Source organism: Pediococcus acidilactici (genome assembly GCA_024970065.1).
Taxonomy (GTDB): Bacteria; Bacillota; Bacilli; order Lactobacillales; family Lactobacillaceae; genus Pediococcus; species Pediococcus acidilactici_A.
The window spans coordinates 259,274-277,094 of the sequence record CP103908.1 but is presented as its reverse complement, the minus strand read 5'-3'; the positions used below and the strand labels follow the sequence as shown (position 1 = coordinate 277,094).

Genomic DNA, 17,821 nt, shown 5'->3' with positions numbered 1-17,821 from the left:
TAAATTATTTTTTAGATTGTTTTTGATGTTTCTTAGTACTCGAATTAGATTCTTTTTTATTATTTGATTCTTTTTTTGCCTTCGCTTTTGAAATAGACTTTTCGGACTTCTGTGGTTCAAGCTTTTCCGTCGGTTGCTGTGTTTCAGCATCTGCGGGTTCAGCATTAGCAACTTTACGCTTTCGTTCCGTTGGCTTAAGCAATAAATCAGTTCGATTAAGCTTCTCAATTCCTTCTGCAGGATTAGCTAATACCGTTGAGCTAACGTAGTTTTCGCCCATCATTTCTTTTGCCATAGTGATTGCCACACTCACTGCCGCAACGTCACCAATAATGGCCACCGTTACCCAACCGCTCCCTCGCGTATTGGAAATGTTTTTTAATTCCACGTCGGCAGTTTTTAGCATTTTATCGGCTGATACAATCGCGTTGGTAAGGCCCTTAACTTCTAGATAACCTAATGTTTTCAATCAGTTCACCACCTTATTTAATCTTTTGAACGGTACGCCCTTTACTAAGCGTGCCGCGTTGGCTCCTAAAATCCGCAAATTTGCGGAGTTGTTTTTCTCCACTTTAAATAGTGGTTCTGATTTAGGTAAATTCTTATAGTGTACAATTACTGATTTATCGTCAAAGGCAATTCCCACCGATAACCGCGAAAACAAAGCACCTTGGTACGCACGTTCAACTGGATTGTCAAACGCCATAGTCTTGAAGGAAAATGGAATTTCCTCTTCTTCAATCCCATAGAAAAGCTGGGATAAATCATCGGTATTTTCGTCACCTTCGCGCATGGCAATCACAATTGATGGTTTTTCCATACTCATTTAAATCACGACCTTAACTTGTTTGCATACGATAAAATCAAACCGGTTGCGACCGCATTCCGGGGACCTTCAATCGACCGGATATTGCCACGTCCAGCTACCAAATTGTAATGGGACAGGGCATCAGTAACTAACTGTGGAATTTCGAAGTCAAGCGCCGACCCCCCTACAATAACTACAAACGGAATGTCGCGAATATTACCAGTTGGACTAACGTGTCGCAATGCACGCTGGGCATTAGTCACGAAGACTTTCCTTTTGGCGCTTTGCCGGACATGCTTAATCTTTTCAATGCTTAGATTTCCCGGTACCGGCACGTATCCATTAGGCTTAATAACCACCACTCGAGCAAAAATATCTGCTGGAAGTGGTTCGTCAAAGAACTGTACTGTTCCGTCTTCGTGCCGAATTTGGAATAAGTTTTCCACCTTCGCAAGGGGATATTTCTTAATATCTTCCGCTAAATAAGTATCGTTAATACCCAATTCCGAATTAATCATCATCGTGGTCATGTCACCAGCACCCGCTAAGTGAATTGCGGTAATCTGGTTATTTTGATCAATAATTGACGCATCGGTAGAACCCGCTCCCAAATCAAGGATAGCAATTGGTTTGGTTGTTCCTGGAGTAGTTAAGGCCCCTAAAATTGCGGCCTCCGCTTCGGCACCACCAATTTCAACTGGAACGTGCAAATCATTTTGAATCAAATCCGCAATTCTCTGCATTTGTAGTCGATCAGATTTGACCATTGCGGCAATTCCAACGGCTTGTTCTGTTGAAAATTCACCAGCCAAACCACCTTGAACCTTAATTGGTACTGATGTATCGACGGCTAATAAATCTTGAATGGCAATTTCTTTATTCTGCTTTCCGGTCAAATCGGCCATTGTCTGCCGAACTTTTTCTAACATTCCGCCAACGTTGGTTCCAGCTTCACCCGTGATGTTCGTAATCCGGTCAAAGCTAGTAATTTTATCCATGATGGCGTCTGCTCCGGCAGAAACGCCTACGGAATCACTACCATGATCACCCTGGATATTAATTCGACCTGCCGGAATTACCCGTGCCTTAACGTCACCTGCCGGAGTTTTAATAACTACGGCGGAACGATTGCCAATCAGTGCTCGCGAAACTGGAACGATATTTTTTGTTTCAGCCGAATCTAAGCCAAACAACGTCGCAATTCCATACGGGTTAGATAGTTGAGAAATCACCTTACCCTTATCCGCAACCTCAACAGCTGCTAACATTCCTAAAGGTACCTTTTCAATTAAAGCCACTTCATCCACAATTGGAATTTTACGATCGAGTCGATTATCAATTAAAACACCATCATCATTTTGCAAAATTGCGGCCGTGATTTGATAACCAGCCTTGCTATATAAATTGATTAACCGGGCTGCATCAGCAAAATCAACTTCTTTAGGAACTACCACGATATACTTTTTTTGCCGATCCTTTTCTTGCAACAGTTTCAAAAGATTGACCGTATATCCAGAACCAATCCCCACCCCTCCAGGAGTGTTAGGATTATGCCCAATCATGGTCGATTCGGTGATAATGGTTTCCGAAATAGTCTCCATCGCTACGTCACCAATTACGGGAGTAGCTTCGTTAATCCTGATTAAGTCAATATCATCAAGTGTTAGTTGCGTCTTCGCTAAAACCTGCGCAACCGATTTTTTAATTCCAATTAAATTTTGCTTAGTCCCCTTAATTCCAGTTGTCGCTGAAATTCCAGAGTCAATAAATTTAACGTCTCCACGGTCAGATACTTCAGCAAGTGCAACTTCGGTTGAAGAATTCCCTATATCAACTCCAATTACACGTTTCATAAAAATGCTCCTTAATTGTCGCCCTTTAATTTTTTGCGGGTTTCATAAAATTCGGCTGCTTCTTCAAACCAGTCTGCACAAATTTTGGCATTATACTGGTCGCGCAATTCTTTAGCAATATCAAGCAGTTCTTGTTTGGTAGAGCGATACGGCCGTAAAGCGTTATACATTTCCAATAGTCGTTCATCAGGGATTACGGTTAATTCGGCAGCCCGTTGGAAGTTTTTTTGAATCGCGTCACGTCCGGAGTCTACTGCAACTTGTCCTTGTAACCGTAGTGTTTCCGCTGTGATTCGTAAATCTTTAGGCTTAACCTCGCCATTTAAAACGTTATCAATATTGAGATCGTCTAGATCACTTCCCGATGGTGAATGAACTAATTCCGGATGCTTGGAATAAAGTGGATAATCCTTTGTCGTTAACGGTGCCTCATGAGTCGCCGTTTGAGAAGGAGTGGGCGTTGCTGTTTTAGATTCATCTTTAGGAGCTTGATCGCCCATCTGGCTCATAATTTTGGCCACTAAATCATCGATTTCACTCATTACTTTCCCTCCTAATCAAAATTTACTTCAATTTCTTCAGCCGGACGTCCAGGTTCAACTTGCTTAGTTTCTTTAATATGCATTAAAGCTGAAATCGCTTGGTAAGCTACCCGAGCCATCTGATCATTCACGGTTGGCACTGGATTTGGCGACATTCCTTTTGCATATTCAGCCGCATTTTTACCAATCGCCCGATAAGTATCTAAGTCCAGCACTGGAGCTTGGGGGAATAATTCCAGATTAGAGAGCGGTTCTTGATCCTTTTGGTGAATAATCGCCGTTCCTTTCGACTGGATGGCTACCGCAATACCCGAACCAGACAATTTATCGGCTTCGGCACCACAAAATGAAACGTCTGAAGTCCGATAAATTTTCACTACCCGAGCCTTTAAACCTTCTTCTTCGATACCCGCAATTACTTGACGTAAAATATCTTTATGAGGTAATCCCGTCATATTCTTTTCCAAAACTTCCGCAAACGCAGGTGCGACCCCAATAACTACTTCGTCTTTAGAAAAACCTGGCTTAGCTTTACCTACGTGTTTAAACCAGCTTAACTTTTTCTCGCTAACTGGCCGCGAAATTGTGGAACGGTCCTCACTTTCAACCTTTGGTTGCGTACTTTGGGCGGAAGAAGTTGACTCATCTTTAAAAGAAATTGGCGTATCCATATTTTGGTTCTCAGCCAAAACTTCTCTTATGATTTTTCTTAATATGTTTTCATCAATTGTTTGAGACATTTACGCTTCCTCCTTTGATTAAAACTTCATATTTCCTGGATCAATGGCAAATGGAACGTTCTTAATGCGTTCCCATTCTTCCTTATCTTCGTCCAAACGGTATCCGGTACCCGGACCCTGATAATCATTTGCATCATTGACCGCTGAAATAATGTTCCAGTCTTTATCAAAGATCGAAGACGTTTGTAAGAAATCACCACATACTTTTTGCTTCTGCAAATTTAATACTGCTTCAGCAACGTCTTTAAATCCGCGAGTGTAAAGCGCTTTAATAATATCTACTGCAGTTACGCCACGATCTAATAGTTCTTGAGCAGCCTTCATATCCTCAACCATATTACGTTCAGGCATATCTTTAGAAGTATTCGCGTAAGTTGCCGCTTCCACTTCTTCGTCAGTAATCTTTGGTAAGCCTAGTTCATCAAATACCGCTTGCAATGCCCGAGCTGCCTTATTCCGGCCTTTAATGACCTCTTCTTCTGATACTGGGTGAATCCCACCATTAATCATTAAATCGCGTTCCATGATGTAATAGTCATCGTAATCCATGGCATCGGTATTCGAACCCGCAAAGGTATTGTCGTAATTAGGCGTTGAAGAATATCCAGAAGAAACGTAGTCCGTTCCCGCAATAAATTGACCTAGTAACCGTTCCGTACGCCGCATGTCTGAATGGGAGAAGGCTTGGTCATTTCCGGAAGCGCATTCCAAATCAAGCATCATGCATAATAGGTTTTCACCCATTACCGAACGAATCCCAGAAGGAACGGCGCCAGGAATTCCGATACAGCTAACCCCACCATTTTGCAATCCTTGTACCCCAGAAGCTTTGGTAATGAAAATGCACCGAGCCTCTAAGTAAAGCATTGATTTGCCTTCGGTATAACCCATCATGGCTTCGGATCCCGAACCAGATGTGAAACGCATCTTTAAACCACGGGATGCGTAACAAGATGCCAAAAAGCCTTTTGACCAAGGGGTGTCGTCACCGTCAGTGAAAACCCGGTCAGTACCATACACTGAAATGGTTTCCGCATAACCAGTGAAGCCTCGCATCCCTAAGTTAAGTTCGGTTGCTTCCTCAACTGAACATTGTGTCAAAACTCCGGGACGCCCAGTTTGTGCTCCGACCATTAGTGAAATAGCGTTAAGTGGTGCATAACGTGCTACCGCGGTGGTCGTTTCTTGTTCAGGGAAACCACGTAAAGCTGCATCCGCTGCATCTGCCGCGATTAATACCGGATTATCCCGAATGTTGGTAACGTGACTTTGGGTAGCCGGTGTCCGTCGCGGCCGCATCTTTTGAGTTGCCATAATCATTTCGCCGAAGTTTAATTTACTAATAACTTCTTCAGCCTTTGCTGGCGTCATCGCAGTGGTAATTGCAATAATGTCTTTACGGGATACGTTAGGATCGACTAACATGTGGGCGATTTTAGTCGAATCCATCGCCATTACCTTTTCAGCGTTTTCCAATTTAATCCCGTATTTTGCAATGTATAGGTCAATCAAATCGAAATCTGCCCGCTTTTTTCCGTCTAACTCCGTAACCACGCCGTTTTCAATTTTAATGCTTGGCTTGGGGTCGTTGGGTCCCATCATTGCTACTAAGCCTTCGTCAGGCCATTCTTTAATAAAACCGTCCTCGTGAATCGGACGTTTTTCGAGTTCTTCAAATCGTTTTTGCCGTTTCAAAATACTACTCCTTTCCATTTACTACTTGATATAGGATGGAAAATCATTCTTTGGTTCACTACCGGCTAGTTGTCCCAGAAGCTTTAAACCGACCGCTCGTCCAGCCATTACAGCTTGACGAACTGCACCAGAATCACCGCTAATATGGACGATTCCTTCATTAGAAAAACTAGTTCCGTGACCAGGAGAGGCAAAACTTAAGACGTCAACCCCCGCGGTTTTAATTGCGGTATCGGCCATTACCACTCCGATTCCAGAAGGCGCACCACAAATCAAACCGTATGCCTTACCTAAGGGAGCCCCAAATGCAGTATGTACCGCACCGGAAGCACTCGCTGTAAACTGTAGTTCTAGGTGTCCAGCCGGAGTGTTGTATACGTCGCCAAACGTTCTTGATAAATTATCTAATGCTACGTTAATTGCTTGGCGCACGTCCGAAGGATCACTGCCGCCGATTAAGATCAAGACGCCGTGCCCCGCACCACCTTTTGTGTCACGTGGCAATTCAATGTCCAAAACTTCCGTATTGGTCGCCTTAACCGCTTCGTCCATCGCCATAATTTGTGGACCAGCGCCCGTTCGAGAACTCAAAATCCCGATAACTGAATACTCCTTAGTACTCACGTGTAATTCGTCTAGCAACATCGCATCAACACTAGGGATACACATTCCAATCGTGTCTCCGATTTCACTAGAACCAACGTATTCAGGAACCGTACTAGTTGAATTAAAAAAATTGTTCATATTCATCCCTCCAGATGAAAACTGCTTAAAAATAAATTGTTTATTTTAACAATTAATTACTCTTTATTAGGCAAAATGTTTTCAACATCTGCGTGTGGACGAGGGATTACGTAGCTTGAAAGAACTTCGCCAATCTCTTCAGCCGCCGTTACTCCAGCATCTACCGAAGCCTTAACCGCACCAACATCTCCGCGAACCATTACCGTTACTAAACCATGGCCAATTTTTTCTTGACCAATCAAATCAACATTAGCTGCCTTAACCATTGCATCCGCTGCTTCAATTGATGCAACCAAACCTTTTGTTTCGATTAATCCTAATGCTTCATGTTCCATGAGATAATTCCTCCGATTTTTTATTTTCCAATCGTTACGGCACGACCGGATCCAATTTCAGTATAATTGAAACCGTTTGCATTTTTTAAAGGCATTAATTTCGCAATCTGGTTGATTAAGACTGTTCAAAGTAAAATATTTTCCATAATGACAAAATTAAACCATTGCATTTTAGACTTTTAGAATAAAAATGGTTATTAACTCCAGAAATCACAATAATTTATTAATTTCTCAGACAAATAACTGCGTTGTCTCTAAAAATCCATAAAAAAGAAGACTCGAAATAGTTCTACTATCCGAGTCTTCTTAAATTGAAACTAATCTAATTTATTGGTTTTCGACTGTTGTTCACGGTTCTTGCGCAAAAATTCAACAAACTCATTAACATTTTGGTTAGTCATCGCAGACAACGTAAACACTCGTTTTGTTCCAGCACTTTTAAGCCGCTGCTTCACTAAGTTGATCTGCGCGTCGTCTTCTGCCAAATCAATTTTAGTAACCACGCCCACTAACGGTCTAGCAAACATGGTCCCAAACGCCTCTGGGAAAACAATCCGACTGTCTACCGCACTTTGCATAAGAACGATTACTCCCGCGTCCATCGCGGTGGTTGCTAAGTTAGTGTACATGCGGCGATGTTCAATGTACTCACCAGGAGTATCAATAATGTTGTTATAAAACTCAATTGACTGCGTTTTATTGTAATGCATTTCTAAATGATTGATTCGCTGTAATAGGGTGGTTTTCCCACAACCAATCGGCCCAATAAACATTGGACGTCTCACTTTATTTGTATCCATCAACAAATCTCCAATACAAATGGTCTCCGGCCTTTAACGTTTTTAAATTGGCTGCTTTAGCAATATCTTTGCCATTGTTAACGTAATATTTCCAGCCCGTCCCCGAATGGACGTCATTTTCAGTGTATTTACCAATTCGATTGACATATACGGTTGCCCCGTTCTGGTAGCCCACTTGTTTGCCGGCAACTTTTTTGAGGGCGCTAAACGCCGTCATCCCTTTTTGATACTTAATTTGTTTATCAAAGAGAATTTGCTGGTTCTTTTTGGGCTGTTTTAAATCCGTTTCAACCGTGACTTGCACCTTATCTGGGTCAACTTTAGCATTGCTAAAACCTAAATCATCATTACCGGAACTTTTAGAATGTAAAATTCCACCAAAGCCAATTGCCACACCGATAATTAGGACTACCGCCACTAAAAGCGAAAACCATTTTCGTTTCATTAGCCTTCCTCAATCCTTACTTAAATTGATAAACTCCATTGTTAGCATATTTTCCGTTGTGGTATGCACTAAGCGCAACGAGGACTTGTCCCACACCCATGGTTTGATCGTATGCATCCTTAATAGAACCGTCTTTCTTAACAAAGGACAAGGTGTTCTTTAATGTGGAGCTTTCTTGTTTGTCATTCAACTTAACTTGGTTAATTTTCTTGAAAGACTTTTTGTTCATTGATAATGCTGTGATAACTTCAGCATTGGAGTTGGCGTTGGACTTACCATCCATACCAAAGCCACCGTCTTTATTAACGTTAACTTTCAAATAATGACGACCTTTAGTAATTGCTTTTTTAACTGTCTTGTTCTTGCTCTTACTCATTTCTAGGGCGTTTAAAGTCATGGCGGTAGTGTCCGCGTCTACGCTAGCAGCATCATCGTTATATGCCCAACCACCATCATTCTTATAGTTCTTACTCTTATGGTTAGTGACCTTAATCTGCTTTTTAGCCAGCTTGTTGCTTAATTTCTTTACCGTAAATTTAGCTTTCTTAGGAGCCTTGAATTTCTTATTTGACTTCAGCGCTACTAAAACTTGAGCTTGTTCATTAGTAGTTGTCTTTTTATTCAATACTTTCTTATTTTGGTAAAGCATTTTTACTAGGTTTAGCTTTTCACCATTAGTTTTATATGCCTTAGGATTAAAGCCCACAGCTTGAAGTCCAATAATGGCATTTGCTAATTGCTTAGGCGTACTCTTTTTTGAAACAATCAAGTTTTTCTTAACCAATTGTTTGTCTTGATCAGTAAACTTGTATCCTTGACGTTTCAATCCAACTAACAAATCTTGGTAACCATCACTAGCTCCTACTCCTGGGTAAGCCTTCTTATCAAACAATTTGGCCTTGGTAGTTTTACCAGAATCCATATCTTTAGCAAGATCTTGATTCTTCTTTAAAAGGTCATTTTTGGCGTATGTAAAGACTTTTTCGGTCTGATCCTTTTGTTCCGTCTTGCTTGCCGTGGTGAAACTTGCCGCACTAGCGGATACCGTACCGCCTAATAACAATCCAACTGCAGCAACTGCTGCGCTATACTTTATACTTTTTAACATTCTATCCCCTCCAAATAATCAAAGAAATCGTTTCCACTTTTTCAATATACCATTTCATTAAATTTTAAAAATGGCTGACACGGTAACCCGCAAAAAATTGTTATGCCTTATCAAAATAGTTCTTAATATTATTACAATCTTGCGCAAAATAGTGTATTTTTTACCGATCAAAATTTTCGCCACACAAAAAATCCCTCAAGCAACCTGCGTGCTTGAGGGATCAATTTAGTAATGATTAGTCACGTTGATTTTCTTTTTCAGCTTCTAAAGCTGCTTCGTAAACCGGAAGTTTTTTGAAGTAACCTTCCTTAATCACCAAAAAATAGTTTTATCTATATAAGTTAATTGAATATGGATTTTGGTAAAGATTAATAAACATGAAAAAACCATTCTAATTAAAAAATAAAGCGTCTTTCAGTATAGAAACGAAATAATCAGTATCAAGCAAATAAATACAAGAATATGCTGTATTTATTCCTTACCGCTTCTATATTTACTAGGCGATCTTACAATAGAGTTTAAGAGCACCTTCTTCACTTTTAGAAGATGAAAGCATGTACAACTAAACACCCCCAATATATGCTAGGTTAGGGAATCTTATATCTATTTCATAGGTGTTAGTCGCTTAACGTGATTTTACTTTTATGCGGACGTCGTACATTATTATCAATCATATTCTAAAGCATTTCCACGTGACAATTTTCCATCCTGCATAGTGTAAACTTGGTCGACTTTATCTAATAAACGCATGTCGTGAGTAATCATGATCACACCCCGATTATATTCGTGAGCAATTCGTGCAAGTAGATCAACAACTTGATGGGCACGTTCTGTATCAAGGCTAGCTGTGGGTTCATCAGCTAATATGATGCTTGGGTTATTGTATAAAGCACGTGCAATTGCTGCTCTCTGTCGCTCCCCACCGGATAAATCTTTTGGATAAGATTTTAGTACCTTTTTTAGGTCTAACAAATCTAATAATTCTTCTCGATTCATTTTTTTTGAATTTGACTTGTCCAAACGATCTATTAAATCTAACTGTTCTTGAATATTCAAAAATGGAATCAGGTTCGACGCTTGCAAAATAAAGCCAAACTCCTTAAAACGTAAGGTTGTTTTTTCTTTTTCATTCATCTGTGTTGTATCTTTATTTTTTATGGTTATTTGTCCACTAGTTGGCGTTTGCAAGTTTCCCAGTGTGGTTAAGAAAGTTGTTTTTCCTGATCCTGAGGGCCCGATGATAGCAGCAAACTCTCCTTCCTGCAATTCAAAATTAGTAGGAAATAGAGCTTGTGTTAGCGTATGTCCGCTCCCATATTTCTTAGTGACATTCTTCATTTTTACTAAATTCATAATTTAATCTCCAATCGCTTCTATAGGATCAATTTTCAAAATTTTAGGCAACGAGAATAGTCCCCCTAAGAGAGCCATTATAATAATTGCTAAACTTAGAAGAGAATAGGCTTGCCAGCTAGGATAGAAGAAAAGTGTTGATGGTAAAACAAATTTTACTGCCCATACACCAACAAGCGCTAGTAAGACGCCCATACCTGATAAGACGAATATTTGACAAAATAGAGACCAGATAATTGTTTTGGCTTGAATACCTTGTGCACGCATAATGCCATAAAGTCCCAATTTCTGAATCACGATAATGTAAATGAAAATACCGACCACTAAACAAGTAATTACTACTAAAGCAATAATCATCCCCATAAACACATTTACTTCTGGTGTGTAGCCAGGAATATTACTTATCATATCTTGTGCAGTTACTGTCACTAATCCTTTTCCAGAAATATTAACATTATTTTTTTGAACAATGGCTGAGATGGTTTTTGTGGTTGTTTCAGTATGTTGTAGTTTCCAATAGGTGGATAAATCAGTATAAATGACGGGTATGGTAAAAAATTTACTATTATTGGTTAGACCAACAACTTTATATTCATCTGTACTTCCGTTTAACTGTATATGATCACCTATTCCGATATTATAATTTTTCATTGATTGATCAATAACCACTTCATTTTTAGTTCTAGGATAGTGACCCTTAATTAATTTAGGAGCAATAAAGCTGTTCCAATTTTGAGCAAAAATTGAAGCATTCACTGTCGTGTTATCATTTTTTTTATTTGTTACAGCGAACATATATCCTAGGGGAACCGCGTCATCGGACAGTTTATCTTTATATTTATTCTCAGTGATAAAAGAGGCTGTTAAATTCTTATTTGAATATTTTGAAAGTGTTACTCGTGTTGAATCCCAGTTATCCACTGCGGTTCGATTATCTCGTACCAAACCAATTGCTAGACTTGTCATAAAGTAGACCATAAAAGATATAAGAAAAATTGTAACTAGGACCAGACTGTAGCGAAGTTTGTTGTGTAAAATTTCTTTTATTGCAAGATACATAGCTGTTATTCCTTTCTATTTTTAACCCCATTGTAAATTAAGGTAACGATCTCTTCTAAGCGTTGATTTTGTTGTTGTTTAGTCATTTCTTTATTAAAAATCGTACATTGAACAAACAGCATAAGAATCTGACTAGCAATTGTCAAAAATAAACTCGATAACGTGATTTGTTCATTAATCTTCAAAAAATGGGGCTTTTCTTTTAACCACATAATTTTGTTGTTGGAATCAATATACGAAAAAAATTTTTGTTGTAACTCTTCGTTTACCATTATTTCTGACAAAAAAATTAAGACAATGTCTTTATTTTCTATGAGGAATTGATAACGATTAAAAACAATGTAACGGATAATCTCTTTTACTTCTGTGTTTTTTTCAAGATCTCCAAAAAAATCGGAAGTAAAAACTGGTAGTATATGATCCAAGACAGGAGTAATTAAGTTCATCGTTAAATCATGTTTATTAGTAAAGAACTTAAAAATTAGAGCTTTTGATAAACCAGCTTCTTTTGCTATTTGACTGGTCGAAGTGTTGGATATCCCCTGTTTTGAATAAAGTTTAATAGTGGCTTCCAGAATTTTTCGCTTATTCTCAGGCATTTCTGCTAAGTTTAACCACTGTTCATAATTAGACACAATCGACTCTGACATTTTATACCTACTTTCTGAAATGTTTTCCGTGACCAATCGGTCACAAAAGCATGGTCATAGTATCATTTAAAAATAAATTAGTCAAAACTTTAATGAAATTTATGCTGATAAACACTTAAAATCTATCTACAAATTAATAGCAACTTACTTCTAATGGGATAAGAAGCTCCGATTTTATCTAATTGTCTTCTTAATTACATTATTCAAATTGCGAAAGGAACAATTTAGAAATAATTTTTTATTTACATTCTCAATAAATAGATACCCCTTTAAGAATTTATTATTACAAAGAAAAAGGCATCATCAGAACATGTCCCCAAAAGGAAACATCTGCTGATAATGCCCTATAGATACGTTTTTCCACACAAAGGTTTGAAAAGTTCTATAATCAAATAGAATTTAAAAGCCCTAAGCCTAAAGTAATTAAAGCTGTGCAAAACTCCATTAGCCCTTGAAATAATACACATATTAATAAAATTAGGCAATCGATTTCCAATATTGGAAATTGATTGCCTAATATAAATAAACAAACTTTTTAAACCTGCTTTTATTTAATTATTTCAGAAAATAATTGTAGTTCTAAGAAAAGTGACCTCAGCGTGCTTGAGGGATCAAATTAGTAATGATTAATCACGTTGATTTTCTTTTTCAGCTTCTAAAGCTGCTTCGTAAACCGGAAGTTTTTTGAAGTAACCTTCCTTGTTAACTTGCCGGCCCCGGGCAATTCCCATTTCGTATTGGTTAACGTCGCCAGTGATGGTTGAACCAGCAGCTACGTAGCTGTGGTCCGCTAATTTAACTGGGGCCACGATGTTGGCGTTGCTACCAATGAACGAGTAGTCACCCACCGTAGTGTGATGCTTGTTGATGCCATCGTAGTTAACGAATACCACGCCACAACCAATGTTGATATCCGTACCTACATCTGCATCCCCAACATAGCTTAAGTGGCCCATCTTAGTCCGGGCCCCCAATTTAGCATTCTTAACTTCACAGTAATTACCGACGTGCACAAATTCGCCAATTTCAGCTTTTGGACGCAAGTGGCTATTTGGTCCAATATTGCTGTCGTGGTGCATGATGGCCTGTTCAATTTGTGAAGAGGTAACCGTAACCCGGTCTTCAATAGTTGAGTCTACGATCTTAGAATGTGCACCAATTACGCAGTCCGAACCAATCTTGGTTTGACCTTGTAGTTGAACTCCTGGTTCAATTACGGTGTCAGCGCCAATTTCAATCCCGTAATCAATGTATGTATTTTCCGGATCCACAATGGTTACTCCATTACGCATGTGTACTTCGTTGATGCGTTGTTGCATTACCTTAGTTGCCTTCGAAAGGGCCACCCGGTCGTTAACTCCCATTGATTCGCTGAAGTCATCCATTTCGTAAGCTGCGACAATTTCACCAGCCGCCTTCATAATTCCAATTACGTCAGGAAGGTAGTATTCTCCTTGAGCATTGTCATTTTTAACTTGGTGCAAAGCCTTGAACAATTTCTGATTGTCAAAACAGTAAACTCCGGTATTAATTTCCGTGATTTCTGCTTCTTCACGAGTGGCATCCTTTTGTTCAACAATCTTATCCACCACCCCAAGGTCGTTACGCACAATCCGGCCGTAGGAGAACGGATTATCGGTCCGCGCAGTGAGAATTGTAGCCGCAGCGCCCTTTTGACGATGATATTCAAATAAGTTTTCAAAAGTTTTAGCGGTAAACAACGGTGTGTCGCCACTAACAATCATCGTAATCCCGTCTTTGTCACCTAAAATGTCTTCGGCTTGTAAAACGGCGTGCCCTGTGCCAAGTTGTTCCTTTTGAACCGCGTATTCCGTCCGGTCCCCAAGCAATTCCCGAACTTTTTCTGCACCGTGACCAATTACGGTAACCACGTGGTCCATATCCGTTTTTTCAACTTGGGTTAAAACGTGGTCCACCATCGCTTTACCGCAAACGGGATGTAATACCTTATATAATTTTGACTTCATCCGGGTTCCTTGACCCGCTGCTAAAATAATCGTACTTTTCACCATTGCTACAATTACTCCTTAGTGTCTTCTTTAAAATTTCTTTCAAAATAGTTTCCGGCCTTAATTCGAACTTGTCCGGCTTGGGAAGTATCCACGTTTAACAACGAAGTAAAATCTTCAATTGCCCGTTGCCCTTTATAAGTTCCTTCAGCTAAAACCGAAATTCCAATCAATTCTGCTTCAAATTCTTTCAGCAAATCAACCATTGCATGAACGGTGCCGCCACCCTTCATGAAGTCATCCACAATTAAAACCTTCATCCCGCGTTGTAAACTGCGTTTAGAAAGCTCCATTTTTTGGATGCGTTCCGAAGAACGGGATACGTAATTGACCGAAATTGTCGATCCTTCCGTAATTACCGATTCGTGCCGCACGATGATGAACGGAACGTTTAAATAATTAGCTACTGCTTGAGCTAGCGGGATTCCCTTAGTTTCTACGGTCATTACCGCGTCAACGTCGGAAAATACGTACTCACTGGCTAGCATCCGCCCAATTGCACGCAAGGTGTCCGGGTGACCCAATAAATCGGACATATATAGATATCCACCAGGCAGCTTGCGATCCGGATCAGAAAGTTGTTCCGTCAAATCCTGAATAACCCTTTGGGCCTCTGCTTTTCCAATTCCTGGTAAATATTTAATTCCACCGGCTGCTCCATTAGTAATTTCAATGGTTCCTAACTGTCTTTTTGCTAAAGTTGATTTCATAATTGATAAATCTTCACTAATCGAAGATTTAGCGGATGAATATCGCTTAACGAAAAATCCAGAAGTTATTAGTGTGCGGGGATGATTAATAAGGTAGTTAGTCATATCAATCAGCCGTTCACTACGCTTCAGTTTCATTGCTTTCACTCCACTTCGTTTGTCTATTAGAAAATTGTTCTCATTAACCAATATCATACCACAGTTCAAGGACAATGTTCGGGTTTAGGCGAAAACCTTAATAGAATTTATTACTAAACTTCATAAAGATTAAGCAGAACAAAAAATAGCCCGGCGCAATCGTTAAATTTAAATATATTAGGCAAAAGATCCAACTGGTTGTCGCACAGCCAAAACGTGCCCCAATCTCCCAATTTCTTCGCTCAACTAAATTAGGGGATCAATCGCTGAACTTGCGACTAATCCCCTAATTTAGTTAGTTTTTTAATTCATACCGAATATCGAAGTGTTCTAATCTTTTCTTCCCAGTAACATTGCTCCAAAGTACACTACGCATTCGATTAAAGCAATGAAGAAACTTACTGGCCAACTCGTTACGTAGCCCAAGTAGAGTCCTAGCCAAACGCCTACCAAAGCGGCGCCTACCGCAAACAACATCATGCCACTCACCGTTTTAGCCACAATTTTTGCGGCAGCCGCCGGTAACGTTAGTAACACGAAAATTAACAACGAACCCACAATTTGGGCTGCCGTACTAACGCTTAACGCTAGTACCACTAAAAAGATAATTGAAATGAAGTTCGTGTGGATCCCCTTTACAGAAGCACCTACATGGTCAAACGAGTCAAATTTAAGTGGTCGGTACATCAATAAAATGAAGGCTAAGGCCACGATGGTGAGCAACAATACTTGGCGAACTTCCGACCGACCAATCCCAATTACGCTCCCAAACAAAATGTTAGTAGCGTAACTGACGTTTTTGTTTGAAATTGAAAGAAATAAGATTCCAAGCCCCAAAAACAAACTAGAAACTGCCGAAATTGCCGATTCTCGTCGTGAAGCTTGCATACTCATTTTACCAATCAAAATTGAGCTCACAATGGTAAACAGCAACATCCCCGTTAAGGCTTGCCATCCCATAAAAATTCCGAACGCCGCCCCAGAAAATCCAATTTCTGAAAGCATGTGGGACAAGAACGACATGTTACGACCCACTACGTATACTCCCATAATCCCACAAATGATGGCGATGAAGGTTCCGGCGATGTAGGCATTTTGCATAAATTCAAAACTAAACATTGGGCAAATCCTCCTCACTGTGAATATCGCTGACTTCGCCCAACGCGCACCGGTCTTCTTTCAACAATAAGTACTTGTCGGAATATTTTTTCATTAAATCGAAATCGTGCGTAATTGATAGTACAGTTAACCCGTGCCGCCGATTAAAATGTTGCACTAAGTCAAATAGTTCGTATTTACGGACGCTATCCAAACTTGCAGTAGACTCGTCTAAGATTAACAAATCGGGCTGATCGACCAACGCCTGAGCTAAATACGCCCTTTGCTTTTGTCCACCAGATGCCCGTCCCATCCGGGTGTTTTGGATTTCCACCAAGCCCGTTTCTTGCAAAATTTTGTCTAGTTGCTGGCGTTCTTTTTTGGATAACCACGGTAACCGACTTTCTTGCAAATTTAGGGCTACAAAGTCCCGAATGGATAACGGATAGTCTCGGTCAATATTTCTAAATTGAGGCACGTACCCAATGTTCACTGCCGACCGAAACTTAATCTCTCCGTGGGTAGGCTTAACTTGGTGCAACAACGTCCTAATTAAGGTGGTCTTGCCGACCCCATTTTCACCAATTACACTTAAAAATTCGCCCCGGTCAATGTTAAAGCTTAAATGATTGAAAAGCTTTTGTCCCGGAAATTCGACCGTTAAGTCGTGTACTTGAACCAATGTCTCCGTCATTAATTTTTCCCTCTTATTATTTTACTAATTTGATCTAGTTGGCTAATCATCCACTCTTGATAAGATTTGTCGTCCGGCATCGTTTCCGTAACGTTGACGACGGGAACGTGATGTTTTTTAGCCATCTTTAGGACTTCGTCAATTACTTTATTACCAGTTTGTTGGTTGTTAACGATGAACTGCACCCGACGCTGCTTAAGATCTTGTTGCAAGCTTTCCACCGTTTTTGGCGAAGGATCCGTCTCGTTTTCAATTGCAAGCGCAAATTTCCGGTCGCTAATTTGGTAGCCCAATTCGTGCAGGGTGTAGTCATAAACTGGCTCGGTAACCGCAACTTTTCTTCCCGAACTTTGTTGTTTAATTTCGTCAATCTTCTTTTGGATTGGTTGCAATGATTTGACGTATTTCTGAGCATTTTGCTGATAGAATTCACGGTGTTGCGGGTCTTTCTTGCTTAACTGTTTAGCCACCTGGTTCGCTAAGCGTTTCATAGTTGCTAAATCGTACCATAAATGGGGATTTTCGCCGTCCTTTTTATTCATCAAATGACCCAGGTTAATTACCTGAAGCCCTTTTTTATGAGGAGTGATCCGTTGCATCCAGGCATCCGTCCCCATCCCGTTTTCAATTACTAAATCAGCATCCACCATGAGTTTGGCCGTCTTAGTCGTTGGTTCAAAATCATGCGGGTCGGTAGCTGCATTTTGAATAATGTTCGTTACCTTAACGTACTTGCCACCAACCTTTTTTGCGACATCGCCATAAAAATTAAGCGAACTAACTACTTGAATTTTGCTAGAATCAGTCTGCTTAGTTGTCGTACAACCTCCAAGCAAGACTACCCCAGTTAGCAGCAAAACTAGTCCTGCTACCCAACTTCGTCTTAAGCGCATCTTCTTCCTCCTAAAGAGTAATCATTACTATTTACTCTGATAATTATAACAAAGAACGCGCTAGTTGCTAGCGTTATTCTCAAGATAACGTTTTCAATGATGTATACTGAAGATAGTTTCCTAATA

General features: G+C 39.9%; 19 protein-coding genes. All 19 read right to left on the bottom strand.

Annotated elements, in window-relative coordinates; all coding sequences use genetic code 11:
* Positions 1-4: 4 nt before the first annotated feature.
* On the bottom strand, positions 5-469 hold the full coding sequence (locus NYR25_01250; GenBank protein UWF34063.1) for a BMC domain-containing protein: 465 nt from the start codon (positions 467-469) through the stop codon (positions 5-7).
* On the bottom strand, positions 470-826 hold the full coding sequence (locus NYR25_01245) for a glycerol dehydratase reactivase beta/small subunit family protein (GenBank protein ID UWF34062.1): 357 nt from the start codon (positions 824-826) through the stop codon (positions 470-472).
* 5 nt (positions 827-831) lie between these two features.
* Positions 832-2,661, bottom strand: a complete 1,830-nt coding sequence (locus tag NYR25_01240; protein UWF34061.1) for a diol dehydratase reactivase subunit alpha — start codon at positions 2,659-2,661, stop codon at positions 832-834.
* 11 nt (positions 2,662-2,672) lie between these two features.
* Positions 2,673-3,203, bottom strand: coding sequence for a diol dehydratase small subunit (locus NYR25_01235; GenBank protein UWF34060.1), 531 nt, complete (start codon positions 3,201-3,203; stop codon positions 2,673-2,675).
* Between the two features lie 11 nt (positions 3,204-3,214).
* Positions 3,215-3,943: a propanediol/glycerol family dehydratase medium subunit gene (locus NYR25_01230; GenBank protein ID UWF34059.1), complete on the bottom strand. Its 729-nt coding sequence runs from the start codon at positions 3,941-3,943 to the stop codon at positions 3,215-3,217.
* 18 nt (positions 3,944-3,961) lie between these two features.
* The gene (locus NYR25_01225) at positions 3,962-5,656 is read right to left on the bottom strand and encodes a propanediol/glycerol family dehydratase large subunit (GenBank protein ID UWF34058.1); all 1,695 of its coding nucleotides are present in this window, start codon (positions 5,654-5,656) and stop codon (positions 3,962-3,964) included.
* A gap of 3 nt (positions 5,657-5,659) precedes the next feature.
* Positions 5,660-6,382 (bottom strand): propanediol utilization microcompartment protein PduB, encoded by a 723-nt coding sequence (gene pduB, locus NYR25_01220; protein ID UWF34057.1) that lies wholly within the window; start codon positions 6,380-6,382, stop codon positions 5,660-5,662.
* A gap of 56 nt (positions 6,383-6,438) precedes the next feature.
* Positions 6,439-6,717, bottom strand: coding sequence for a BMC domain-containing protein (locus NYR25_01215; GenBank protein UWF34056.1), 279 nt, complete (start codon positions 6,715-6,717; stop codon positions 6,439-6,441).
* A 317-nt stretch (positions 6,718-7,034) separates the two neighbouring features.
* Complete coding sequence (locus tag NYR25_01210) at positions 7,035-7,517, bottom strand: EutP/PduV family microcompartment system protein (GenBank protein UWF34055.1); 483 nt, start codon at positions 7,515-7,517, stop codon at positions 7,035-7,037.
* Positions 7,504-7,962, bottom strand: a complete 459-nt coding sequence (locus NYR25_01205) for a DUF4430 domain-containing protein (GenBank protein UWF34054.1) — start codon at positions 7,960-7,962, stop codon at positions 7,504-7,506. The genes NYR25_01210 and NYR25_01205 overlap by 14 nt, the downstream gene beginning before the upstream one ends.
* 16 nt (positions 7,963-7,978) lie before the next feature.
* Positions 7,979-9,070, bottom strand: coding sequence for a hypothetical protein (locus tag NYR25_01200; GenBank protein UWF34053.1), 1,092 nt, complete (start codon positions 9,068-9,070; stop codon positions 7,979-7,981).
* A gap of 666 nt (positions 9,071-9,736) precedes the next feature.
* Positions 9,737-10,426 carry an ABC transporter ATP-binding protein gene (locus NYR25_01195; GenBank protein UWF34700.1) on the bottom strand — a complete coding sequence of 230 codons (690 nt, stop codon included), beginning with the start codon at positions 10,424-10,426 and terminating at the stop codon, positions 9,737-9,739.
* Positions 10,427-11,482 (bottom strand): ABC transporter permease, encoded by a 1,056-nt coding sequence (locus NYR25_01190; protein ID UWF34052.1) that lies wholly within the window; start codon positions 11,480-11,482, stop codon positions 10,427-10,429.
* A gap of 5 nt (positions 11,483-11,487) precedes the next feature.
* Positions 11,488-12,132 (bottom strand): TetR/AcrR family transcriptional regulator, encoded by a 645-nt coding sequence (locus NYR25_01185; GenBank protein ID UWF34051.1) that lies wholly within the window; start codon positions 12,130-12,132, stop codon positions 11,488-11,490.
* A 626-nt stretch (positions 12,133-12,758) separates the two neighbouring features.
* Complete coding sequence (glmU, locus tag NYR25_01180) at positions 12,759-14,165, bottom strand: bifunctional UDP-N-acetylglucosamine diphosphorylase/glucosamine-1-phosphate N-acetyltransferase GlmU (protein UWF34050.1); 1,407 nt, start codon at positions 14,163-14,165, stop codon at positions 12,759-12,761.
* A gap of 8 nt (positions 14,166-14,173) precedes the next feature.
* Positions 14,174-15,010, bottom strand: a complete 837-nt coding sequence (purR, locus tag NYR25_01175) for a pur operon repressor (GenBank protein UWF34049.1) — start codon at positions 15,008-15,010, stop codon at positions 14,174-14,176.
* A 330-nt stretch (positions 15,011-15,340) separates the two neighbouring features.
* On the bottom strand, positions 15,341-16,129 hold the full coding sequence (locus tag NYR25_01170; protein UWF34048.1) for a metal ABC transporter permease: 789 nt from the start codon (positions 16,127-16,129) through the stop codon (positions 15,341-15,343).
* The gene (locus NYR25_01165) at positions 16,122-16,802 is read right to left on the bottom strand and encodes an ATP-binding cassette domain-containing protein (protein ID UWF34047.1); all 681 of its coding nucleotides are present in this window, start codon (positions 16,800-16,802) and stop codon (positions 16,122-16,124) included. Before NYR25_01165 ends, NYR25_01170 begins: the two co-directional genes overlap by 8 nt.
* Entirely contained in the window at positions 16,802-17,695 is an 894-nt protein-coding gene (locus NYR25_01160; protein ID UWF34046.1) for a zinc ABC transporter substrate-binding protein, read from the bottom strand. Before NYR25_01160 ends, NYR25_01165 begins: the two co-directional genes overlap by 1 nt.
* Positions 17,696-17,821: the final 126 nt, after the last annotated feature.